This window comes from Nautilia sp. (assembly GCF_053994455.1).
Genome location: NZ_JBMYAU010000132.1, coordinates 1 through 23,045 on the forward strand (window position 1 = coordinate 1; position 23,045 = coordinate 23,045).

The window sequence follows — 23,045 nt, forward strand, 5'->3', positions numbered from 1 at the left end:
AATTTTAACGGAAAAAAAGCGTTAAAAAAAGTGCACTTAACCCGAAGGGCGCTTGCGTTTGCACTTTTTAGCTTTTTTGAAGTGTTAAAAAATTTGCACTCTTGTTGAACGCATTTAGTCACTGCCATATATTGTTATGACGTGAAAAACAAACATTATGCATAACGGTTGACAAAAAACGATTAAATGTCGTAAATTCAGGAGTTTTCAATTTTTAATCATCGGAAATTGGTATAATATAAAAAACTATACAGGATAAAATATGCCCATAGTGTTTAAAGACCTCGGAATAACAGATTATGAAAAATTTCTCGAAATACAAAAACGGCTTACGCCTTTGAAAACAAATTTTCTGCTTTTTGCCTCACACCGGCCGGTATTTACGGTGGGATATGCCGAAAAGGAGTCGTTTCCTTATGCAATACCGGTAAAAAGGGGAGGAAGCATAACTTATTTCGACGAAGGCACTTTGATGGTGTATTTCATATTCAATGTAAAAAACCCTCCGTTTTTTTTTAAAAAAGTGAAAAAATCCTTGAATCTTTTTTTTAAGGAGTTCGCTCTTCCCATCCGTTACGACAAAACAAAGCCTGGTTATTACATACAAAACAGAAAAATAGCCTCCTTGGGGTTTTCATACGTCAACGGCAGATCAAACCACGGCGTTTCCATTCACATAAATCCGGATCTTAACACGTTCAATAAAATAAAACCCTGCAATTTAAGCGGTATTAAAGCTACCTCGTTGTATAATGAGGGTATCGATATATCGCCTGAAAAAGCAAAAAAAATCCTAAAAGAGATAATAAAAGAGGTGTTTTATGAAACCTAAGGTAAAGGCCCCTGTCGACATAGCCGTGCAAAAAACAGCCGAAACAATCCGTCTTTACGGTGTAAATACGGTATGTTACGCTTCAAAATGCCCGAATTTAGGCGAATGTTTCGAAAGAGGAACGGCTACTTTTATGCTTTTAGGAAACATCTGCACGAGAAACTGCAAATTTTGCAACATACCTTCCGGAAAGCCGGCCGAACCAGATGAAGACGAACCTAAAAAAACGGCCGAAGCCGTAAAAAAACTTAAACTGAGATATGCGGTAATAACATCGGTTGACAGAGACGATTTGCAGGATTTCGGAAGCGGACATTTCGCAAAAACCGCATATTGGATAAAAAAACTGAATCCCGAAACAAAAACGGAGGCCCTCACACCCGACTTCAAAGGCGAAATAAGCGCCCTGAACACACTTGTTTCATCCCTTTTTGACAAACTCGCCCACAACATAGAAACAATCGAGCGCCTACATAAAAAACTAAAACCCCAAAGCTCATATAAACTTTCCCTTTCGGTATTGGAATATTATTCCAAATACAAACCCACTAAATCTTCCCTCATAATAGGGTTCGGAGAAACTGTAAAAGAGATAGAAAAAACGTTAAAGGACCTTGCAAACGCCGGGGTTTCACAGCTAACCATAGGGCAGTACCTGAGGCCTTCGAAAAAACATTTTCCCGTTAAAAAATTTTATACAAAAAAAGAATTCGATATGTTAAAAAACATCGCCTTTGAAGCGGGATTCGAATCGGTCGTAAGCGGCACACTTGTCAGAAGCAGCTATTACGCGGAAAAAATGTAAAACATATAAACCCAAAAGGAGAACGTATGAATATAGCCATAATGACAAGCGGGGGAGACAGCAGCGGTATGAATCCCGCCATTAAGAAGTTCGTGGAATATTCGTATGAAAAAAAGTTTGTCCCCTACTTTATTTTCAACGGTTTGGAAGGTCTCATAGACGGCAAAATAAAAAAAGCCCGTTTTAAAGACGTGGCCGGAATCATATATAGAGGCGGAACGGTTATAAGGTCCAGCCGAAGCAAAAGATGGTTTGACAAGCGCTACAGAAAACAAGCGTGGGAAAATTTAAAAAAAGAAAAAATCGACGCCGTAATCATACTCGGAGGCGACGGCAGTTTCAGGGCGCTTAACGTGTTTTACAAAGAGTTTAAAATCCCTTTTATGGGAATCCCCGCCACCATAGACAACGACATTCCCCTAAACGACTACACGATAGGGGTTGACACTGCTTTAAACGTCATCAGAAACTCCATAGACGACATAAGGGATACGGCAAGCAGTTTTTCAAGGGCGTTCGTAATAGAGACGATGGGTAGGGAGTGCGGCTTTTTAGCCCTTACAAGCGCAGTCGCAAACGGAGCCGAAATGTGTCTGATACCAGAAGAAAAATATAATCTACAACATCTTAAAAAAAGATATAAAAAGGATATAGAAAACGGAAGAAGCTATTTTATCGCAATAGTGGCGGAAGGGTTGAAAATAACGGATAAAATTAAAAAATGGTTCGAAGAAGAGATAGGTTTTGAAAGCAGAAGCACCGTTTTAGGACATATTCAAAGAGGGGGCAGCCCGACTGTGACGGAAAGGTTAAAAGCCGCCGAATTTATTACGCACGCGCTTGAAAACATAGAAAAAAACCCGAATAAAATCGTAACGAACTATAAGGAACGGTTCGTATTAAGAGATCTCGAAGAAATTTTAAACGCACGCTACCGCTTAGACGAAAATATGATAAAACTGGCTCTGCCTTTAATGGGAAGGATATGAAATGAAAGAAGCCGAAGTTTACGGATTACTTGAAAAGTACGGTGTTTCCCATCCTAAATACCGTATTTTTAAAATAAACGAAACGCTTTTTTTCGATTCGTTTCCCTGCGTAATAAAAATCCACTCGGATAAAATAACGCACAAAACGGAGGTGGGAGGTGTGATTACGGATATAATAAACGACAAAGAGTTAAACGACACAAAGAAAAAAATTATCTTTTCACTCGAACAAAACGGCGTAACACTAAACGAAAACGACGAATTTATAGTCGAAGAACAGGTTAAGGGGGTAGAGCTGTTTATCGGGGGAACGACCGATAAAATTTTTGAAAAAGTGCTGCTTTTCGGCAAAGGGGGCGTTTTTGTCGAAATAGAAAAAGACATATGCTACATAGATACGCAAGCCGACGCCGAAGAAATAGAAAAATCGATAAAAAACACGAAAATATCCGGAATTTTTCCAAATTTCAGGGGAGAGATATACAGTATGGACGAGGTTATCGCCGAAGTAAAAAAATTTCAGAAAATGTTTGAAAACGAAAACATTTCGGAATTCGACGTAAATCCGCTGCTATACACGAAAAAAGGCCTGATAGCGGTTGATGCGAGAATAAAAAAAGGCCGAATCCGAACGTTAAAAACAAAAAAAAGAAAAACTTCGGTTTTTTCAAACGAAAAAATAGCCGTTGTGGGCGCAACGGACAAACCCGAAAAAGTAGGCTACGCAATAGCAAAAAACGCCCTGAAATCCAAAGCCGAAATATATTTCGTAAACCCGAAACTGAAAAAACTGTTCGGCAAAAAAGTATATACGGTACAAAACCTTCCCGAAACCGACACGGCGGTAATAGCTATACCCTCTGCCTACGTAATGGAAACGGTGCGAACACTCGCCGCAAAAGGGGTTAAAAACTTTATTGTCATAAGCGCCGGGTTTAAAGAAAGCGGAAACATCGATGCCGAAAAAGAGCTGAAAAAAATTGCGGACGAATTTTCCGTTAACATCATAGGCCCTAACTGTCTCGGAATATACAACGACGAAAAAAAACTGAACCTTACCTTTGCAAAAAGTAAAATATATTCCGGAAACATTGCTTTGATATCACAATCCGGAGCCGTCCTAACAGCCCTTTTGGACAAAGCCGCCCATTATAAAATAGGGTTTTCACATATAATATCAATGGGAAATATGGCGGATTTCAATTTTGCAGACGCCGTAAACGAACTGAACAGACAAAAAAACTGTAAATTCATATGCGTATACGCAGAGGGCATAAAATACGGGAAAGATTTTTTACGCGCAATAAGAAACTCTGAAAAACCGGTGTTTTTGTTTAAAGCTGGAAAAAGCGAAGAAGCCAAAAAAGCGGCCTTTTCCCATACGGGCAATATGGCTGGAAACTACGATATGATAATCAACCTCAGTAAAAACGCGGGCGCCGAAATTAAAAATTCAATAGAAAGCCTGATTTTCGCACCGAAATTCAAAAATAAAAAAGACGTGCTCATAATAACAAATGCCGGAGGGCCCGGAGCAATATTAACGGATCTGGTAAGCCGTAAAAGAAAACTGAAAACGCTTGATAACGAAACCATAAAAAAACTCGACTCCGTACTGCCTAAAACGTGGTCTAAAAACAATCCTATAGACATCATAGGAGACGCGACTTCGAAAAGATACGAGGAAACTTTAAAAATCGTCTCGGGTATAAGCGACATTATTTTTGTAATCGTCACTCCCCAGTTTATGACAGATTCCGAGAAAATAGCGGAAGTTTTAGCGAAATATGAAAACACCGTACCGGTTTTATTAGGCAAAAAATCGTTTCTCAAAGCGTGCAAAACACTCGACAAAACCCGAAAACTCTATTTCACTTCATTAGAAGAATCTTCTAAAATCCTCTGATTTTCCTTTTTTTAAGCTTCTTTTAAAGCAAAGAGAGTTATAATACTTGTAGTAGTGTAATTAAAAACGGTGTTTTCATTGTTTCACATAACTGCGGTAAAAACTTTAATAACACCGATTTAAAACAAAGGAGGCTGCGATGATGAAAGAAAAACTTCAGGAAATTCAGGAACTCATTAAACAACTTCAGGAAAATGCGCCTGAAGAGACAAAAAGCTTTTTTTCCTTTATGCAAAGTGTTGAAAAAGACGGTGCGATAAACGCCAAAAACAAAGAACTCATCAATATCGCCCTTGCGGTTGCCGCACAGTGCGAATGGTGCATTGCGTTTCATACCAAAAACGCCCTTAAACTCGGCGCCGATAAGGAAGAGATTGTCGAAGCCGCAATGCAGGCTGTATTGATGCACGGAGGGCCGGCGCTTATGTATCTCACACCTCTTTTTAAAGCGCTTGAAGAGTTCGGCGATGAATAGCGGGAGAATTAAAAAGTTTTATTTTTTAATGAAACTCGGAAGGGAATTCGAAATTGCCGCCAAAAAAGAGTATATGAACGGTAACATTGCCGGTTTTTTGCATCTTGACATAGGACAGGAAGCCGTAAGCGTGGGCTGTATGCAGGCTTTTGAAAAAGGGGATGTGTTCGCGCATTACAGGGAGCACGTTTTAGCCATAGCAAGGGGAATGGAACCGAAACACGTAATGGCTGAACTTTTCGGCAAAAAAACGGGGGTATGCAAAGGAAAAGGCGGCTCGATGCATCTTTTTGAGCCCAATCTTTCCTTTTACGGAGGCGATGCCATAGTGGCGGGGCATCTGCCGATTGCCGTAGGGTGTGCCTATGCAAGGAAAATACAGGGGGAAAACGCCGGGGTTTTCGCCATTTTCGGTGACGGCGCAAGCAATGCGGGAGCTTTTTTCGAAAGCGTAAACATTGCAAGCGCATGGAAACTGCCGGTAATATTTTTCTTAGAAAACAATTATTACGCAATAGGAACCCGTATTTCGTGGGTCAGCCCTTTTACCGAACAGTTCCATAAAGTCAAAAATTACATGCCGACAAAAATTATCGACGGTATGAACGTATGTGAAGTATACGATGCCGTCACTGAAGCAAAGGAGTATGTCGAAAACGGGCTCGGACCTTATTTTATAGAAGCTATGACATACAGATACGAAGGGCACAGTATGAGTGACGCCGGCAAATACAGAAGCGAGGAGGAGCTTGAAATTTTCAAACAAAAAGATCCTATCGAAAACCTGAAAAAAGAAGCTCTTGAAAAAAAACTCGTAGAAGAGGACTTTTTTCAAAAAACGGATGCAAAAATAGAACGGATTATAAACGAAGCCGTCGAGTTTGCCTTAAATTCCCCCGAACCGGACATCGAAGAGCTGTATGAGGGAGTGTTTTGCAAGGAGTGCGAAAATGTTATACCGTAAAGCTTTAAACATGGCATTAGACGAATCAATGGGCGCAGATTCAAGTGTGGTGATTTTAGGCGAAGACGTCGGAAGATACGGGGGAAGTTACAGGGTAAGCGAAGGGCTTTTTTCCAAATACGGGGGAAAAAGGGTGATAGACACTCCCATAGCCGAACTCAGTATTGTCGGAAACGCCATAGGAATGGCAATAGCGGGGCTAAGACCCGTTGCGGAAATAATGACAGCAAACTTTTCACTGCTTGCTATGGACCAGATTGTAAACCATGCGGCGAAATTCAGATATATGAGCGGCGGGAAAATCACGGTTCCTCTGACCGTAAGAATCCCCGGAGGCGTAAGCCGCCAGCTCGCCGCGCAGCACAGTGAAAATTACGAAACGCTGTATTCTTCAATCCCGGGACTTACAGTCTTGAGCGCAAGCAATGCGGCATACGCCTATTACGGTTTAAAATGGGCGATTTTCAACAACGACCCCGTAATATTTTTAGAACACGAACTTTTGTATCCTATGGAGATGGACTTTAAAGAGATTAAAAATTTCGATCCCTTTAAAGCCGAAATCATAAAAACGGGCAAAGATCTGACGATAATAACCTACCTTAAAATGAGATACGACGTTATCGAGGCCGAAAAAATCCTCAAAAAAACAGGAATTGACGCCGAAATAATAGATTTGAACTCCTTAAGACCCCTTGATATGGAGACCATAGCGAATTCGGTCAAAAAAACGAAAAAAGCCGTAATTGTGGAAGAAGATCACAAAACAGGGGGAATGGGGGCCGAAATTGCAGCCCAAATACAGGAAAAATGCTTTTACGACCTTGACGCCCCCGTTTTGAGAATAGCAGGAGCTGACGTTCCCATTCCTTACAACAGAAAACTCGAGCTTGCCGCAATACCCACACCAGAAAAAATCGTTAAAAAAATATTAAAATGGAAGGCTCAAAATGGAATATAAAGTAACAATGCCGGTTTTAAGCGATACGATGGACAAAGGCAAAATCACAAAATGGTACGTAAAACCCGGCGATTACGTAAAAAAAGGCGACAAACTGTGTGAGGTGGAAAGCGACAAGGCGGTTATGGACATTGAAAGTTTTGAAGAAGGGGTGGTAAAAGAAATAGTCGTAAAAGAAGGCGAAGAGGTTGAGGTAAAAAGCGTAATTGCCATAATTGAAACAATGGAAAATGAAGAAAAAAAAAAGTCTGAAAAAAATGAAAAGTTAAAGGTGGAAAATGAAGAAAAAAAAGAGTCTGAAAAAAATGAAAAGTTAAAGGTGAAAAATGAAGATACCGGCATAAAAGAGCCTGAAACCGAAAAGCCAGAGCCGAAACAGCCCGAAGAAAAAAACGAAATCGATTTGGATGATATAATAAACTCGATTGTTTCAGAACCGAAAAGCAAAATCAAAGGTACGGCATCGCCCGCGGCGAAAAAAGAAGCCGAAAAACTGGGAATTGATATTGAAAAATTACAACATAACGGAACATTGCCGACCCCCGCACATTACAAAGACATAGAAGAGATTAAACTCAAAAGATATTTTACACCTAAAGCCTTGAAACTGTTAAAAGAATACGGAATTTCCCCTGACGAATTCGAAACCGGCCGTAAAATATCAAGCGAAGAAGTGTTAAAACATATTAAAAAACACAACATTCCCAAAATATCAAAACTTGATGCGAACCGGCTCGTAATAATTAAAAATGTGGAAAATTCGGCAAAAAAACCCGTTTTTTTTGTCTTTGAAGAAATAGAACTCTCTAAGAGGGAGTATAAAATTACGGCATATCTCATAAAAGCCCTGGCAAACGCCATGCAAAAACATCCCCTAACCCGTTCCGTTTTAAAAAACGACACACTGCTTACATATCCTTCTTCAAACATTTCGGTGGCGGTAAACAGAAAAGACGGTCTTTTTATGTGCGTAATTAAAAACGCGGAAGAAAAAAACCTGAAAGAAATCAACGAATGGCTCAAAACAATAAAAACAAAAAAACTAAACGTAGAGGATATAAGCGGCTCAACTTTCGGAATAAGCAATCTCGGTATGTACGAGATTGATAGATTCAGCGCCCTAATAAACGGAAAAGACAGCGCAATAGCCGCTTTCGGCACGCTTACGGACAACAGGATAAAAGTCACTTTCACATTTGATCACAGAATTATCAACGGAGCGGAAGCGGCCCTGTTCGTACACACGTTTAAAGAGGAGATAAAAAATGTATGACGTAATATTAATAGGCGGAGGGCTGAACTACGCAGCCGCAATAGTTTTAAGCAAAGCCGGGAAAAAAGTGGCGCTTATTGAAAAAAAACTCTCCCATTTAGGGGGAACATGCCTTCATAACGGTTGCATTCCTTCAAAAAACCTTCTGCACAGGGCTAAAACAGTGCTTGAAAGCAAAGAGGATGTTTTTGATAAAACCGCCGTTATAGACCTAAAAAAACTGCAGGAAAAAATAACAAAACGTATTAAAAAAAGCACCGAAGCGGTAACGGCACAGTGTAAAGCGGCCGGAGCGGAACTGATTGAAGCAGAAGCCTTTATTACAGACGAAGGCGTGAAGGTTGACGGAAACGTTATAAAAAGCGATTATGTCATAATCGGAACAGGTTCGCACCCTAGAATTCCCGAGGGTATAGAATACGACGGCAAAAAAATAATAACCTCCGACGAAGCCTTGAATTTCAACACTATTCCAAAAGAGATATCGATTTACGGAACGGGGGCCATAGGGCTTGAAACGGCAACCCTTTTCGCCGTTCTCGGCAGCAGAGTAAACTTAATATACAGACATAAAAACATTTCAAGAAAATTTCCCGAAACTATTACGCAAAAACTTGAGGCTCAACTAAAAAATATCGGCGTCAACCTTATACCCGACTTTCCCGTCCAAAAAGCATTCGTCAAAAAAAACGAAGTTATAATTCAAAGCAACGGCAAAACCCTATCTACGGAATATCTTTTAGTAGCCGCCGGAAGGGTTCCCAACACAGGTGTTGTAAAAACAGAAAAAATCCGTATTTCAAAAGGAATCGACACGGATGAATATTTCCAAACCTCAATGCCGGGCGTTTACGCAATAGGAGACTGTAACGGCAAACTTCTTTTAGCCCATGCCGCCAGGGCACAGGCTCTAAACGTCGCTTCTCAAATTTTAGGCGTAAAAGAAAAACTCAACCTCAACAATATTCCCAAATTCATCTACACACTGCCCCTTTCATATGCAAGCGCGGGCACTGTCGGTGAGAAAAGCGCCTCTTTCCCCCTTTCCCGTCTCGGAATATCCGGAAGCGTTGCGGGAGATGAAAACGGAACGGTGATTCTTTACGCCGACAATGAAAATTTTATAACCGGGGCGGACATTTTGGCCCCGAACGCTGAAGAGCTTATAGGAATAATCTCAAACGCCCTCAGCGCCGAAATAGATATAAAAACCTTTATGAAAACCGTTTTCCCCCATCCTACGTACAGCGAGGCGATTGACAGGGCTTTAAGGAGATTCAGATGAAAACGGAAGATTATAAAAACATACCCGTGGAAAAAACTATATGCGAATTTCAGACGGATGCGGAAAAAGGTCTAAGCTCCGAAGAAGCGGAAAAAAGACTGAAAAAATACGGTTACAACGAAATACCCGAATACAAAGAGCCGCTGTGGCACAGAATATTCAGAAGGTTTTGGGGGCCCATTCCGTGGATGATAGAAATTGCGGCCGTATTAAGCGCCGCGGTTCACAGATGGGAGGATTTCGCGATTATTTTGATTATGCTTTTTACAAATGCGTTTTTGGATTTTTACCAGGAGCACAAAGCCCTTAACGCAATTGAAGTGCTAAAAAGTAAACTCGCAAGAAAAGCAACCGTTTTAAGAGACGGCGAATGGAAAGAAATACCGGCAAAAGAACTCGTACCCGGCGACATTATAAAAATTAAAATAGGCGATATTATTCCGGCTGATGTCAAACTTATAAAAGGAAGCGATTTTTTATCGGTTGATCAATCGGCACTCACCGGTGAAAGTCTGCCTATAGACAAAAAATTAAATGACATTGCATATTCGAATACCATTATCAAACAAGGTGAAATGATAGCACTTGTAATAGGAACGGGGATAAATACATATTTTGGAAAAACCGTAGGACTTGTTGCAAAAGCTCAACATAATCAAAGAAGCCATTTTCAAAAAATGGTAATTAATGTCGGTAATTTTTTAATAATTATAACCGTTATTTTAGTGGCTTTAATTGTTTTTGTAGGAATTCAAAGAGGTGAGGATTTATGGGAGCTTTTAGCTTTTGCGCTTGTTTTAACGGTAGCGGCAATTCCCGTAGCCCTTCCTACCGTATTAACCGTAGTTATGGCTGTCGGAGCCATAAACCTTGCTAAAAAACAGGCAATTGTAAGCCGCCTTGCCGCAATTGAAGAAATGGCCGGGATGGATATATTATGTTCCGATAAAACAGGAACACTTACACAAAATAAAATGACGGTCGGCGAAATATTTACGTTTGATGATCACACAACCGAAGAAGTTATCCGATACGCTCTATATGCCAGCAAAAAAGAAAATAACGATCCTATTGAAAAGCCTATTTTCGAATGGACCCAAAATTACAACATAAAACTTCCGAAATTTACCGTTGAAAAATTTATTCCTTTTGATCCCGTAAGAAAAAGAACCGAAAGTATAATTATTGTAAACGGCAAAAAATTAATCGCAACAAAAGGTGCCCCTCAAGTAATAATCGAATTGTGTGATTTAAACAACGAAGAAAAGAAAAAAGTTTATAAAAAAGTTGAAGAATTTGCAAACGACGGATTCAGAACACTCGGTATTGCATATAAACTAAACAACGAGGCTAAATTTCACTTTTTAGGTCTTATTCCTTTATATGACCCACCAAGAGTCGATTCAAAAGACGCAATCGCCGAAGCAAAAACAAAAGGTGTTGAAGTTAAAATGGTAACGGGCGACAATGTGGCGGTTGCTAAATATATAGCTAAAATATTAGGAATCGGAGAAAAAATTTATTCTATAAAAGAACTCAAAAACGAAACGCACGACGAATATGTAAAACTTGCGGAAATTATTTCAAAAGCCCTTCTTAAAACGCTCGATATAAATGAAGAAGAAATTCAAAAAAAAGTAAATGAAATCGTATCACTTGTAAAAAAAGAAATTTCCGCTTCATTAACAAAAGGTATTGTTAAAAGACACGAAAGTGAAATTATAAAAATAATAGAAGAGGCAAACGGTTTTGCGGAAGTTTTTCCGGAAGACAAATATTTTATAGTTGACGAATTGCAAAAAGCGGATCATATCGTAGGAATGACGGGTGACGGTGTAAACGACGCTCCCGCTTTAAAAAAAGCCGATACTGGTATTGCGGTAAGCGGAGCAACGGACGCTGCAAGGGCCGCCGCCGATATCGTACTTCTTACACCGGGACTTAAAGTTATAATAGATGCGATTAAAGAAGCAAGAATTACGTTTGAGAGAATGAAAAGTTATACGATTTTCAGAATTGCGGAAACTATAAGAATAGTAATATTTATGACTCTTTCTATTATTGTATTTAATTTTTACCCTTTAACTTCCATTATGATTATTGTTTTAGCCCTGTTAAACGATATACCGATACTTGCTATAGCATACGACAATACGAAACTTAGAAAAAATCCTATAAGATGGGATATGCATGAAATGCTTGTTCTCTCATCTTGGCTCGGGGTTGCGGGGGTTATAAGTAGTTTTACAATTTTTTACATCGTAATGATTTATTTGCAATCACATCCGGAAAGTGCGATAATACTGCCTGATATACCAAAATGGATACATTTTGAAGATAAAAGTTCGTTTTTAGCATTTGTTCAGTCTTTATTTTTTGCAAAAATGGTAATCGCCGGACACGGAACTATTTATAATACAAGAATTGACGACTGGTTTTTCAAAAAACCGTATCCTTCCTTAATTCTGTTTTCAGCAACATTTTCAACAAGGATAATAGGAACAATTATCGCCGTATACGGATGCGGAATAATGACACCGATAGGTTGGAAATGGGCTATATTTATGTGGATATATGCTCTTAGTTGGTTTGTAGTGAACGATTTTGTAAAAATTATCGTATTAAGGTATTATAGAAAAGTCAAAGGGATAGAAGTTTTATGAACATATTTAATTTCATACCCGAGGATCTGATATATTTAATTATCATCACCGCCCTTTCTTTTTTAATCGGTCTGGAATTAAAAACCTACAGAATTACCGAAAACACAAAAAAAACGCACGTAGGCTCCGCCCGTACGTACACATTTATAGGAATAATGGGGTTTGTGTTTTTTAAAATAAACGTAAATTTTTACATAGCTGGCTTTATGGCCCTGACCGTTTTGTACGCCGTGCATTATTATTATAAAACCTTTCACGAAAGAACTTCAATAGTTTCTTATCTTGTAATGGCCATGGTTTACAGCTTAGGGGCGCTTATTTTAACCTACAACAACGTCTGGCTTGTGGCGTTTTTGTTTGTATTAACCGTATTTATTTTAAATTACAAAACGCATGCGAGAAATTTTCTTGCCGAAATTAATGAAAAAGAGATTGAAACGTTAGGAAAATTTTTACTCCTAAGCACGGTTATCCTGCCGATACTGCCCGATACCCGCATAAAATACATCGATATATCCCCTTTTAAAATATGGCTTGTGGTTGTCATTATTTCGGCGATATCCTACGGCAGCTACCTCGCACAAAAATTCGTGTTCAAAAACAAAGGCTATCTGTTAACGGGAATTTTCGGCGGACTGTACAGCTCGACGGCCACAACGGTCGTTTTGAGCAAAAAAGCTTCAAGCATTAAAGCAAAGGGCGATATTTTAAAAATAATAAACTCTTCCATAATAATAGCGACTTCTATGATGTATTTAAGGCTTTTAGTCATTGCGTTTATATTCAACCGCGAAATAGCATACGACCTTTCGGCCCCTTTGCTTGCTTTTGCGGCTACCGGACTGATAGTTTCCTTTTCCCTTTATAAAAAACAAAACCCCACAGACGTGCCTATAGACGACAGAAACCCCCTTGAACTCGGAACCGCTTTCGTGTTTGCGTTTTTATTTGTCGCAATGATGATAATTACACGCTATGTTACGCTGCATTTCGGCAACGCGGGACTTAAAATACTCTCTTTTATTATAGGCTTTACCGATATTGACCCTTTTGTCCTTTCATTAATTACGGGCAAATTCCATATTACACCCGACGCCATATCCGCTTCAATCATTATCGCGGCCGGAAGCAACAATATTTTAAAAGCAGTTTACGCTTTAAGTTTCAGTAAAAAAATAGCCAAAACATCCGCTTTTGTTCTTTTTATATTAGGTATTTTCACAATCTTTTACGGTTTGTTTTTTTACTGATTTTTTCCGTTTTCTTTTTTAAAAAATCCTGTTCAAACCAAAGTTAAAAATAAATACCCGAATTTTTAAAAAGTTAAGGAATATCAAAGTTTAAAAAATGTATAATTAACTATCAAAAGGAAAGTTATGTATGGTATTACGATAAAAAAAGCGGATATACATATTAATGAGCCATTCGAACTATTCTCAGCCGGTCCTGCAACGCCTCGGACAATAAAACTTTCGGTGAGAGAAAGCCTCGCTCCGTCCTTTCTTAAAAACATTTTTCATAAATTTTTAAACATACCGTATCTTATTAAACGTAAAACCTTTTTCATAAAGCACACAATGTATACCCGAATTAAAACAAAGCTGCATTTTTATCAAAAAAACACAAAGGAGAAAGTATGAGCGCTTTTATCAAATGGTTTAAAGAAATCGGCATTCACGATACGGACGAAGTGGGAGGGAAAAACGCCAGCCTGGGTGAAATGTATAACCGTTTAACTCCTCTGGGGGTTAACGTGCCAAACGGATTCGCCGTCACCGCAACCGCTTACAAACATTACCTGAGTTATAACGGTCTTTGGGAAAAACTGGCAAAACTGTTCGAAAATTTCGACCCGGCAAACCTGGACAGCCTGCAGGAAACAGGCAAAAAAGCCCGAAATTTGATTATGGAGGGGAAAATTCCGGACGATTTAAAAAACGAAATTTTAACCTCTTACGAAAGCCTTAAAAAAGAGTACGGAAACGATGTTTCTCTTGCAGTCAGAAGCTCGGCAACGGCTGAGGATTCTCCAACAGCCTCCTTTGCCGGACAAAACGAAACCTATTTAAACATAAAAGGGGATGAAAACCTCCTTTGGGCCTATAAAATGTGTATAGCAAGCAATTTTACGGACAGAAGTATAAGTTATAAATACACTCACGGCTTTGATCCTTTAAAAGTATATCTCTCTGCCGTGGTTATGAAAATGGTAAGAAGCGATTTGGGAAGCAGCGGGGTTATGTTCAGTATCGATACGGAAACCGGATTCAAAGACGTCGTATTTATAAACGCGGCATGGGGGCTCGGTGAAAATATCGTACAGGGCACAATAGATCCGGATAGTTTTTTCGTACACAAACCCACTTTTAAAAAAGGCTTTAAAGCGGTATTGAAAAGAAAAAGGGGAAATAAAGAAAAGACTATGGTTTTCTCCGAAAAACTTGAAACGGTAAATTTGGCCGAACAGTTTACAAAAAACATCAAAACCCCCATAGAGAAAAAAATGCGCTTTGCAATCACCGACGACGATGTTTTGCAGCTTGCCGACTGGGCCATTAAAATAGAAGAACATTACACAGAAGTAAACGGACACTACACTCCTATGGATATGGAATGGGCAAAAGACGGAACCGACGGCAAACTGTATATGGTACAGGCGAGACCCGAGACGGTTCATTCCCAGGAAAGTCTGAATGAATTTGAAATTTATAAACTAAAGGAAAAATCAAATATAATTCTTACAGGCAACGCCGTCGGTGAAAAAATCGGAGCCGGCAGGGTTAAAATATTAAAAAGTATGGCCGAAGCGGATAAATTTGAAAAAGGTGACGTTTTAGTAGCCACGACCACTTCTCCGGACTGGGAGCCCGTTATGAAAATAGCCAGCGCCATTATTACAGAAACGGGAGGAAGAACCTGCCATGCCGCAATTGTAAGCAGAGAACTCGGAAAACCGGCAATAGTGGGGGCAAAAAACGCCACTAAAATATTAAAAGAAAACCAGGAAGTCACCGTAAGCTGCGCAGAGGGGGAAGTCGGAAAGGTTTATGAAGGAATACTGGATTTCGAAATAGAAAAAGTGGACATATCAAAACTCCCGCGTCCTAAAACAAAAATTATGATGAATCTCGGCAACCCTGAACTTTCGTTTTCCCTTGCAAAACTGCCGGTTGACGGCATAGGGCTTGCAAGAATGGAATTTATAATCAATACATACATCAAAGCCCATCCGATGGCAATCAAACATCCCGAAATATTAAGCGACACGGAAAGGGCTTTGATAGACGAACTTGCATTTCCTTATGACGGGGAACCCGAAGATTTCTTTATAAAAACGCTAAGTGAGGGTGTGGCAACCCTTGCCGCCGGGGTTTACCCTAAAAAATGTATAGTCAGAATGAGCGACTTTAAATCAAACGAATATGCCAATCTTCTGGGGGGAAGGCATTTTGAACCCGCGGAGGAAAACCCTATGATAGGTTTCAGGGGAGCCGCCAGATACACCCATCCGAATTACAAAGACGGTTTTGAACTTGAATGCAAAGCCATGAAAAGAGCCATATTTGATATGGGATTTGAAAATATAGTTTTAATGATACCGTTTTGCAGAAGAGTCGAAGAAGCAAAAAGGGTAAAAGAGATTTTAATCCAAAACGGTCTTGGGGACGTGGAAACGTATATGATGTGCGAAATTCCTAACAATGTCATACTGATAGATGAATTTTTAAACGTTTTCGACGGCATAAGCATCGGTACAAACGATCTAACCCAGCTTACATTAGGAGTAGACAGAGATTCCCAAATCGTTGCGTTCGACTATGAAGAAAGGGACGAAGGGGTCAAAAAAATGGTGCAAATGGCCGTAGAAGGAGCCAAAAGAAACAAAAAATATTCAGGGCTATGCGGACAGGCCCCGAGCGATTATCCCGAATTCGCCGAATTTTTAGTAAAAACAGGAATAGAAAGTATGAGTCTGAATCCGGACAGCGTGCTTAAAATAATTAAAGATATAGCGGAAATGGAAAATAACGGAGTTAAAAACAAAAAGTGAAACTTAAATTTTTAAAGGAACAAAGATGGAAAAACAAGCATACGAACAAAGTTTCGGAGCCGCTAAAATAGTCACCGGCTCCGCCCATCTGCTCGATACAGGCAAAAGTAAAATTCTAATAGACTGCGGAATGTTCCAGGGGCTTAACGAACATTTAAATTACGAGCCTCTCGGATTTAACCCCAAAGAAATAGAAGCGTTAATAATCACTCACGGACACCTTGATCACGTGGGAAGAATACCGCTTTTATACAAAGCCGGGTTTAAAGGCAGGGTTTTTGCGCATCCGGCTACATTTGACATCGCAAAAATCGTTTTGATGGATGCGGCGAAACTTCAGGAGGAAGAGTATAAAACCAGATATAAAAAAGCCCAAAGACGGGGTGAGGAAGATAAAGTCAGAAAACCTCTTTACACAAAAGACGACATTAAAGAGATTTTCAAAAAAATGAACAAAATCAAAATCGAATACAATAAAAAAATTAAAATAACCGAAGACATTAAAGCCGTTTTTAAAGATGCCGGACATATATTAGGAAGCAGCTTTGTTGAAATCGATTTCAAAGAGTTCGGAATAAAAAAACGAATCGTTTTCAGCGGAGATTTGGGAAATAAAAACAACGGCATCCTTCCGAGACCGGAAAAGCCCTCTTCTGCAGACGCTCTTTTTATAGAATCCACGTATGGGGACAGAAACCATAAAAATATTGACGAAAGTATTATGGAATTTAAAAAAGTAATAATAAACACCCTATTAAACGGCGGAAACGTCCTAATACCTACGTTTGCAATAGAAAGAGCCCAGCAGATTTTATGTATTTTAAAAGAAATGAGCGAAGAAAAATCGCTTCCGAAATCGGCGAAAGTTTTTTTGGATTCGCCCATGGCCGAAAAAGTAACCGCCGTGTATAAAAAATGGAACAAACTTTTAAGCTCACACTGCCGTCACTTTAAAAACCACCCTTTCGAATTTAAACAGTTAAGATTAGTAAAGGATGTTGAAGAAAGCAAAGCGATTAACAAAATAGAAAGGGGAGCCGTTATTATCGCCGGCAGCGGTATGTGCAACGGTGGAAGAATCCTTCATCATTTAAAACACAGAATCTGGAATCCGAGAAACTCGGTTTTATTTGTGGGTTACCAGGCAAAAGGAACACTCGGACGCGAAATCATAGATGGGGCTAAATTTATTAAAATCTTTCATGAAGAGATAATAGTAAAATCAAAAATCCATACTATTAACGGATTTTCAGCACATGCCGACCAAAAAGAACTTATCGAATGGATGAACGAATTCGAAAAACTGGACAGAATTTTCCTCATTCACGGAGAATATGATAAACAGGTTATTTTTAAATCCGTAATACACTCATATTTTGATAAAAAAGCCCATATAGTAGAAGAAGGGGAAAAAATATACCTTTGATTATCTTCTGCTTCCCCATCGGCTGAGTATTGCCAAGTTCACTTTAAAATACCTCGGTATTTCGTTACCGTCGTAACTACCTGTTTTAGTAGAGGCCTGCGCGGCCAAATCAAGCTGGAACCATTTAAGTCCGAATCCAAGACCCGCGGTAAGTATCGTTCCTTCTTCATCCTGCACCATATTTCTCATTGCACCCGCTCTTATGCTCATCCAGCTTCCGGGATGAATATCCAGACCGCCTCCTATATACTGGGATTTGAAATCTTTTATTCCCGTCTCGTTTTCCGTTAAATCGATATCCATTGCAAAAGTAAGCCAATCCGTCAAATCAACGGCCATACCGCCCCTCACCATAGGTTTTACCTTATATTTGCTTCCGTCATAATAATCGAATTCCGGCGAATTCAGATATTTACCCACAAGACCCATTCTGAAATCTCCGGCGTCAAGCAAAAAGCCTATATCTACACCGTAGTTTGTGGAGGTTTTTTTATTGGTGTCCAATGAATTTTTCAAATCCGTACTGTCGGTATCCAATGCAAGTATTGACTTATACGTCATACCCTGTAAATATTTAAGGTTTATACCGATACTGATTTCGGCACCCTGTACATCAAAACTGGTCGCATAACTTACCGGAACTTCCGCCAGTGCGATACCGTCAACGTTAAGATATGTCAAATTGTTATCGAGCGCATACTCTAAAGAATAGTTTTCGTATGTTGTTTTGTCGGTTGCCCCGTATGTGTCCGTTTTAGGATAATAATAGTAATATCCGCCCGTATTAGTGTCATCTTTAAAAATAAGATACAGCCTCTGCCTGTCTATAACCGCATTCGCCGTTAAATCTCCAAGCGCGTAAACCCCTACCGCAAAATTACCGGCCTGAAAACCGAATGCGGCCGTAGGTTCTATATTGGCCCCGTTTCCCTGAGAAAGTTTGTAAATTTCGTTTAATGCGTTTTCCATTTTAATATTCGTCCCGTCCGCGGTGTTGGATCCGCTGATAGGAGCCCTTTTTGCTATAAGGTCTATAGTGTCGGTAAGCTGATAGTCATTGGCAAGTTTGTCGATAGGATCCAAAAGATTAACTTCTCTTACCCCTACACCGGCACTTAAAGAAAATTCCACCGTATAAGGTGTTTTCGTAAGAAGAGCCGGGTTGTAATATGCCGCGAGGGAACCGCTTGCATTGGCCACACCGGCTCCTCCCATTCCTATAGCCTTAAAACCGAGCGGCTGAAATTCAAGCCCGAACAGAGACAGAGCGGCTATTGTTGATAAAATTATTTTTTTCATAATTTCTCCTTAATTAAACTTCCATGTAACTTGCAAACCGCCTCTTAAACTCTGGGTAATATTTGTAGGCCAGATAACAGTCTGTCCGTTATACTGTTTCGTTTCCCCGTCTCTGTACATATAGGAATAATTTCCGAACACACCCATTTCCAAACCGTTTAAAAGCGTATAGCCTATATAAAGTGATGTGTCAAGGTTGAATCCGGACGTGTTGTTAAAAGAAAGTCCCGGCGCTGCGGTGTTTTTCAGATCCTGATAAACCGGAAGCCCCGCAGTAATTTCATATTTAATCCTAAAGCCGTTTTTTGCGGCTGTATTGCTCTCAAACCAGTACCCCACATCCAAGGTGGCTGTTGAAGAAGTTTCTTCCACCAGCTGGGTGGTACCGCTGTTCGGTTCGTTGTATCTTTTAAAAGTGTTTAAAATATAACTGAACCCGAATGTTAGTCTGTGCTGATTCGTAAGCTTGTAATGAAGTAAAAATTTCATCGAATTGCTCATTATGGTAGCGTAATTGGTGGTAATTACACTGTCATCTCCTCTGTCAAGCCAGTCCTCGGTCGTCTGATTCGGCTTTAACGTTGATGCAAAATCCATTGACAAATCCCATTTGGGATTGAATCTTATAACACCGCCGCTTAAATAAACGGGAGAATTGACGTTAACTTTCGATTTAACGGCAACCTGCTGACCTTTTAAGTATGTTTTACCGCTCGGAGAAACGTATGTGCTGTTAAATGTATAAATAAACTTCTCCGTATATCTGAAATTTTCCACTCCCATTGCAAAATAACTGTATCCGTCAAAGTTTCTGTCGTCGCTATTCGCCGCAAAAAGCGCACTGCTCGCTATTAAACTTAATAGTAGTAATCTTTTCATTTTATCCCCTTTTATTGACATGTTGTTGATGTGTTGTTATCTGAAAAATATTCTTCCACTTTATCTATCTGTTCTCTAACGAATCTGTTAAGTTCCGTATTCACTTCATCTCTTGTTTTTCCGTTTACCAAATCCTGTAATTCAACAAAACTTTTATTGTCTATATCAGGCATTCTTCTGAATACATCCACAATATCGAAACTGTCGACCAAAACCTCAGGCTCCGTAGAATCCACGTCGTTTCCTATGAGTGTCTGTTTTGAAACTTCGTAAACATTGTATGATTTGCAGACCTCGCTTACAAATATGGACTGGTTACCCTCAAGAGAATAACTTGTAATAACCCCGTTGTTTTGCGCATTGTAGTTTCCGCTGCTGAAGTTGGCGGTGTTGATTACAGTTTTTTCATCATCAGGACAGTACCAGTCTCCCGTAGAACTTCCTTCGAGATAACATTTTTTAACTTCGTAATATCCCGGAAGCGTAACTATTTTGTCATACTCTCTTATAAACGTACCGTTATCGTAATATGCAAGTATTCTGTAAAACACGTTGCCGTTTTCATTGGCCGCCGTTTCAAACGTTACCTGATTTTCCTCAGCCTGCGTTGTGGAAGGTATGAAATTTATCTGCTGTCTCAACATAGAGTTTTCCGTAATGTTTTGTTCTTCGGCGGTTGTGTTTTGATCCGCTATTGTTGACGTAAAGTTAACATCGTTAGGATTGTTTATATTGTTTTCTATGTATTCAAACGTGTTTTGTGTTCCGAGTCCGGAAGTATCGTTATTGTCCACAACTTTTTTAAGTACAGCGGAAGCTTTTAAAACCCTGTCGGAATAATAAGTTTTAATATTCGTCTTGTTGCTCTCATAACTATCAGACCCTCCGCTTAAAGCCCCTCTTTTTTTCAAAATTGCGTTTTCAGCCGTTGTAACGTTGGATATAATCAAATCCGGACTTTTTGTAGGGGATATTTTTCTGAAAGTTCTTATCATATCGGCAAGTTTTTTAGAACTCATAGAACTTGTAAGCACAATTTTAGGATTTGTAGGATCCGCCGCTTCGAATATCACTACAAAATCATTGTCCTCTATTTCTTTTACCGCCGTATCGTTAAATTCGACCTCCCATTTTCCGTAACTGTCGGCTTTCGCCGTCGCAAGCGTCGAATCGTTGTCCGCCCTGTACACCCTTATATCGGCATTTGGAATGATTTTATCAAACACGAGTCCCAAAAAGGTTACTTTTGAAGGATTTTGAATCTCTTTTATTTCGTTTAAAATATCGGTCGTATTGTTCAAATCCCTTATAAACACAAGTCCGAACATTGCGGGTTTGCTCTGCGAAACAATCTGTACTTTCGCCGCCACGTCCGTTACGTTAAAATCCCCGCCTTTAATGGTTACATTATTTTCAAGAACACTTCTTACCGTCTGAACAAATTTTAATTTGTTGGAAACAGCCCCGTCGCTTTCAGCTTTTAAATATATGGCGTTTACTTTTTGTAAAATATTGGTCATATTAATTTCGCTCACATCCTGAGGATTTACAAACAGTTTGGATTTATCTATCCCCAGTTTGTTTGCAAGCGTTTCAATTTCGGAATCGTTTGCATCAGCTATTAACGTTGTTAACGGTGTTACTACGAAATTATCGTCGAGTGAAGTTTTAGAAACATTCAAAACCAAAGGGAAAGTCTGAATAACATTACTATCTCCTATTACTCCCCCTTCGACAACAATATACGACGGTTTGCTCACACAGTTTTGCAGTACATAAAAACCGCCTCCTATCTTTTTTGAAGAGTTACACTCAAAAGCTCTGACCTGCGCACCTTTTATTTCGTCATCGTATACATAAACATTATAATCCTTGTAATTTACATTAACCGGTATAGCAGTAAAAATATTCTGCTGCTCGTAATTTATATTCGCATCCGTCACCGAACTGCCGCTCCCGCACCCTATTATAAGCAATGAAGCTGCCGCCGCCAACGAAAGAGAGATTAGCCTTTTCATTATTTCTCCTTTTTTTTACTTAATATTATTTTAACTCATCAAAAGATTAATGTCAAATTAATTTTCGTAAATAAGGGATTTTATTTAAAAAACGTAGTAATTGTGTAAAAAAAGAGGGGAAATCAGATGATTTCGTTTTTAAGAATTTTAGGGAAAGTATTGAAGTATATATTTTTTGCTTTTTCAAGAGAAACTTCAACGTCGTTAATTTTAATTTTATCCCCGCCTACGGTTCCTGCTTTTTCAAAATAGACGCCTTTATTACTGCAGAGTTTTTCAAATTCGGCTTCGTTTTCGGGTTTTACTTCAACAAAAGCCCTGCTTAAAGTTTCGGCAAATATGTCTTTAGAAGAATTTACGCTGATATTAAGTTCAAGCCCCTTATCACTCACACACGCCCATTTGTAAGCTGCAATTGCCGCTCCTCCGGTTGAAATGTCTTTTGCGCTCTCTATCAGATCGCTTTGAAGTACGTCCCAGAGTTTAAGCTCTTTGTCAAAATCAACTTCAGGATGAACTCCTGCAACTTTCCCGCCGAAGACTTTAAGATAAAGGCTTCCTCCGAATTCAGGTTTTGTTTCACCTAAAATATAAACGCTGTTGCCTTCATTTTTAAGATCAGTCGTTCTGTAATCGTCGCCCGCACCGACCATAGCAATTTCAGGGGTCGGATATACACCCTCACCTTCGTTTTCGTTATAAAGTGATACGTTACCGCTTACAACCGGTGTATTCAGTTCACGGCACGCTTCTTTTATACCCTCGCAGCCCATTTTAAACTGCCACATAATTTCAGGATTTAGAGGGTTTCCGTAATTCAGACAGTCCGTAATTGCAAGAGGTTTTATTTTTTTAACGGCTACGTTTCTTCCCGCTTCCATAACGGCTGCCGCCACTCCTTTTTTAGGATCTATATAATTAAACCTTGCGTTACAATCCGCGCTCATACCTAAAAATCTTCCGTTTTCTTTTACCCTTATAACGCTACCGTCCGCTCTTTTGGTATCCACGGTATTTGTCTGAACCATAGAATCATACTGCTCATAAATCCAGGCTTTATCCACCACTTCACTTTCAACCATCAGTTTTTCAAAAGCTTCCTGAGTATCAACTTCCGGAATTTCAACATTTTTAATTTCTTTAAGATATTCAGGTTTCTTTACAGGTCTAACAAGTTCCGGTGCTTCTTCGGTAATTGGATCAACAGGAATATCACCTA

The 23,045-nt window shown here is 39.4% G+C and carries 17 protein-coding genes; 13 read left to right on the forward strand and 4 right to left on the reverse strand.

Annotated features, from left to right (window positions below; translation table 11 throughout):
• Positions 1–262: 262 nt before the first annotated feature.
• From ACXJIE_RS09280 to ACXJIE_RS09340, 13 genes are all read left to right on the forward strand, one after another.
• Complete coding sequence (locus ACXJIE_RS09280) at positions 263–832, forward strand: lipoyl protein ligase domain-containing protein (protein WP_456480694.1); 570 nt, start codon at positions 263–265, stop codon at positions 830–832.
• The gene (gene lipA / locus ACXJIE_RS09285) at positions 822–1,637 is read left to right on the forward strand and encodes a lipoyl synthase (protein WP_456480695.1); all 816 of its coding nucleotides are present in this window, start codon (positions 822–824) and stop codon (positions 1,635–1,637) included. The genes ACXJIE_RS09280 and lipA overlap by 11 nt, the downstream gene beginning before the upstream one ends.
• A gap of 26 nt (positions 1,638–1,663) precedes the next feature.
• Positions 1,664–2,626, forward strand: a complete 963-nt coding sequence (locus ACXJIE_RS09290) for a 6-phosphofructokinase (RefSeq protein ID WP_456480696.1) — start codon at positions 1,664–1,666, stop codon at positions 2,624–2,626.
• A gap of 1 nt (position 2,627) precedes the next feature.
• Positions 2,628–4,532 carry an acetate--CoA ligase family protein gene (locus tag ACXJIE_RS09295; RefSeq protein ID WP_456480697.1) on the forward strand — a complete coding sequence of 635 codons (1,905 nt, stop codon included), beginning with the start codon at positions 2,628–2,630 and terminating at the stop codon, positions 4,530–4,532.
• 142 nt (positions 4,533–4,674) lie between these two features.
• Positions 4,675–5,007 (forward strand): carboxymuconolactone decarboxylase family protein, encoded by a 333-nt coding sequence (locus tag ACXJIE_RS09300; RefSeq protein WP_456480710.1) that lies wholly within the window; start codon positions 4,675–4,677, stop codon positions 5,005–5,007.
• Positions 5,000–5,971, forward strand: a complete 972-nt coding sequence (locus ACXJIE_RS09305; RefSeq protein ID WP_456480698.1) for a thiamine pyrophosphate-dependent dehydrogenase E1 component subunit alpha — start codon at positions 5,000–5,002, stop codon at positions 5,969–5,971. The genes ACXJIE_RS09300 and ACXJIE_RS09305 overlap by 8 nt, the downstream gene beginning before the upstream one ends.
• Positions 5,958–6,932 (forward strand): alpha-ketoacid dehydrogenase subunit beta, encoded by a 975-nt coding sequence (locus ACXJIE_RS09310; RefSeq protein ID WP_456480699.1) that lies wholly within the window; start codon positions 5,958–5,960, stop codon positions 6,930–6,932. The genes ACXJIE_RS09305 and ACXJIE_RS09310 overlap by 14 nt, the downstream gene beginning before the upstream one ends.
• The gene (locus ACXJIE_RS09315) at positions 6,922–8,205 is read left to right on the forward strand and encodes a 2-oxo acid dehydrogenase subunit E2 (RefSeq protein ID WP_456480700.1); all 1,284 of its coding nucleotides are present in this window, start codon (positions 6,922–6,924) and stop codon (positions 8,203–8,205) included. The genes ACXJIE_RS09310 and ACXJIE_RS09315 overlap by 11 nt, the downstream gene beginning before the upstream one ends.
• Positions 8,198–9,490 carry a dihydrolipoyl dehydrogenase family protein gene (locus tag ACXJIE_RS09320; protein ID WP_456480701.1) on the forward strand — a complete coding sequence of 431 codons (1,293 nt, stop codon included), beginning with the start codon at positions 8,198–8,200 and terminating at the stop codon, positions 9,488–9,490. Before ACXJIE_RS09315 ends, ACXJIE_RS09320 begins: the two co-directional genes overlap by 8 nt.
• Positions 9,487–12,153 carry a plasma-membrane proton-efflux P-type ATPase gene (locus ACXJIE_RS09325; protein ID WP_456480702.1) on the forward strand — a complete coding sequence of 889 codons (2,667 nt, stop codon included), beginning with the start codon at positions 9,487–9,489 and terminating at the stop codon, positions 12,151–12,153. The genes ACXJIE_RS09320 and ACXJIE_RS09325 overlap by 4 nt, the downstream gene beginning before the upstream one ends.
• Positions 12,150–13,403 carry an MgtC/SapB family protein gene (locus ACXJIE_RS09330; RefSeq protein ID WP_456480703.1) on the forward strand — a complete coding sequence of 418 codons (1,254 nt, stop codon included), beginning with the start codon at positions 12,150–12,152 and terminating at the stop codon, positions 13,401–13,403. Before ACXJIE_RS09325 ends, ACXJIE_RS09330 begins: the two co-directional genes overlap by 4 nt.
• Positions 13,404–13,789: 386 nt before the next feature.
• A complete protein-coding gene (gene ppsA, locus ACXJIE_RS09335; protein ID WP_456480704.1) occupies positions 13,790–16,204 on the forward strand; it encodes a phosphoenolpyruvate synthase in 2,415 nt (804 codons plus the stop codon).
• A gap of 25 nt (positions 16,205–16,229) precedes the next feature.
• Positions 16,230–17,630 (forward strand): MBL fold metallo-hydrolase, encoded by a 1,401-nt coding sequence (locus ACXJIE_RS09340; protein WP_456480705.1) that lies wholly within the window; start codon positions 16,230–16,232, stop codon positions 17,628–17,630.
• On the opposite strand, the gene traF is transcribed toward ACXJIE_RS09340, so the two are convergent.
• The 4 genes from traF to ACXJIE_RS09360 form a co-directional block, all read right to left on the reverse strand.
• On the reverse strand, positions 17,631–18,929 hold the full coding sequence (gene traF, locus ACXJIE_RS09345; protein WP_456480706.1) for a conjugal transfer protein TraF: 1,299 nt from the start codon (positions 18,927–18,929) through the stop codon (positions 17,631–17,633).
• Positions 18,930–18,938: 9 nt separating this feature from the next.
• Positions 18,939–19,808, reverse strand: coding sequence for a hypothetical protein (locus tag ACXJIE_RS09350; RefSeq protein ID WP_456480707.1), 870 nt, complete (start codon positions 19,806–19,808; stop codon positions 18,939–18,941).
• Positions 19,809–19,819: 11 nt separating this feature from the next.
• The gene (locus tag ACXJIE_RS09355; protein ID WP_456480708.1) at positions 19,820–21,826 is read right to left on the reverse strand and encodes a hypothetical protein; all 2,007 of its coding nucleotides are present in this window, start codon (positions 21,824–21,826) and stop codon (positions 19,820–19,822) included.
• 122 nt (positions 21,827–21,948) lie between these two features.
• The coding region (locus ACXJIE_RS09360; protein WP_456480709.1) for an AIR synthase related protein at positions 21,949–23,045 on the reverse strand (1,097 nt) is incomplete at its 5' end.

What these genes read in the sequence shown, in the direction of transcription:
- ACXJIE_RS09280 (WP_456480694.1), top strand. Translation starts at nt 263, where the DNA reads ATGCCCATAGTGTTTAAAGACCTCGGAATAACAGATTATGAAAAATTT.
- lipA (WP_456480695.1), top strand. Translation starts at nt 822, where the DNA reads ATGAAACCTAAGGTAAAGGCCCCTGTCGACATAGCCGTGCAAAAAACA.
- ACXJIE_RS09330 (WP_456480703.1), top strand. Translation starts at nt 12,150, where the DNA reads ATGAACATATTTAATTTCATACCCGAGGATCTGATATATTTAATTATC.
- ACXJIE_RS09310 (WP_456480699.1), top strand. Translation starts at nt 5,958, where the DNA reads ATGTTATACCGTAAAGCTTTAAACATGGCATTAGACGAATCAATGGGC.
- traF (WP_456480706.1), bottom strand. Translation starts at nt 18,929, where the DNA reads ATGAAAAAAATAATTTTATCAACAATAGCCGCTCTGTCTCTGTTCGGG.
- ACXJIE_RS09300 (WP_456480710.1), top strand. Translation starts at nt 4,675, where the DNA reads ATGAAAGAAAAACTTCAGGAAATTCAGGAACTCATTAAACAACTTCAG.
- ACXJIE_RS09340 (WP_456480705.1), top strand. Translation starts at nt 16,230, where the DNA reads ATGGAAAAACAAGCATACGAACAAAGTTTCGGAGCCGCTAAAATAGTC.
- ACXJIE_RS09305 (WP_456480698.1), top strand. Translation starts at nt 5,000, where the DNA reads ATGAATAGCGGGAGAATTAAAAAGTTTTATTTTTTAATGAAACTCGGA.
- ACXJIE_RS09350 (WP_456480707.1), bottom strand. Translation starts at nt 19,808, where the DNA reads ATGAAAAGATTACTACTATTAAGTTTAATAGCGAGCAGTGCGCTTTTT.
- ppsA (WP_456480704.1), top strand. Translation starts at nt 13,790, where the DNA reads ATGAGCGCTTTTATCAAATGGTTTAAAGAAATCGGCATTCACGATACG.
- ACXJIE_RS09325 (WP_456480702.1), top strand. Translation starts at nt 9,487, where the DNA reads ATGAAAACGGAAGATTATAAAAACATACCCGTGGAAAAAACTATATGC.
- ACXJIE_RS09320 (WP_456480701.1), top strand. Translation starts at nt 8,198, where the DNA reads ATGTATGACGTAATATTAATAGGCGGAGGGCTGAACTACGCAGCCGCA.
- ACXJIE_RS09295 (WP_456480697.1), top strand. Translation starts at nt 2,628, where the DNA reads ATGAAAGAAGCCGAAGTTTACGGATTACTTGAAAAGTACGGTGTTTCC.
- ACXJIE_RS09315 (WP_456480700.1), top strand. Translation starts at nt 6,922, where the DNA reads ATGGAATATAAAGTAACAATGCCGGTTTTAAGCGATACGATGGACAAA.
- ACXJIE_RS09290 (WP_456480696.1), top strand. Translation starts at nt 1,664, where the DNA reads ATGAATATAGCCATAATGACAAGCGGGGGAGACAGCAGCGGTATGAAT.
- ACXJIE_RS09355 (WP_456480708.1), bottom strand. Translation starts at nt 21,826, where the DNA reads ATGAAAAGGCTAATCTCTCTTTCGTTGGCGGCGGCAGCTTCATTGCTT.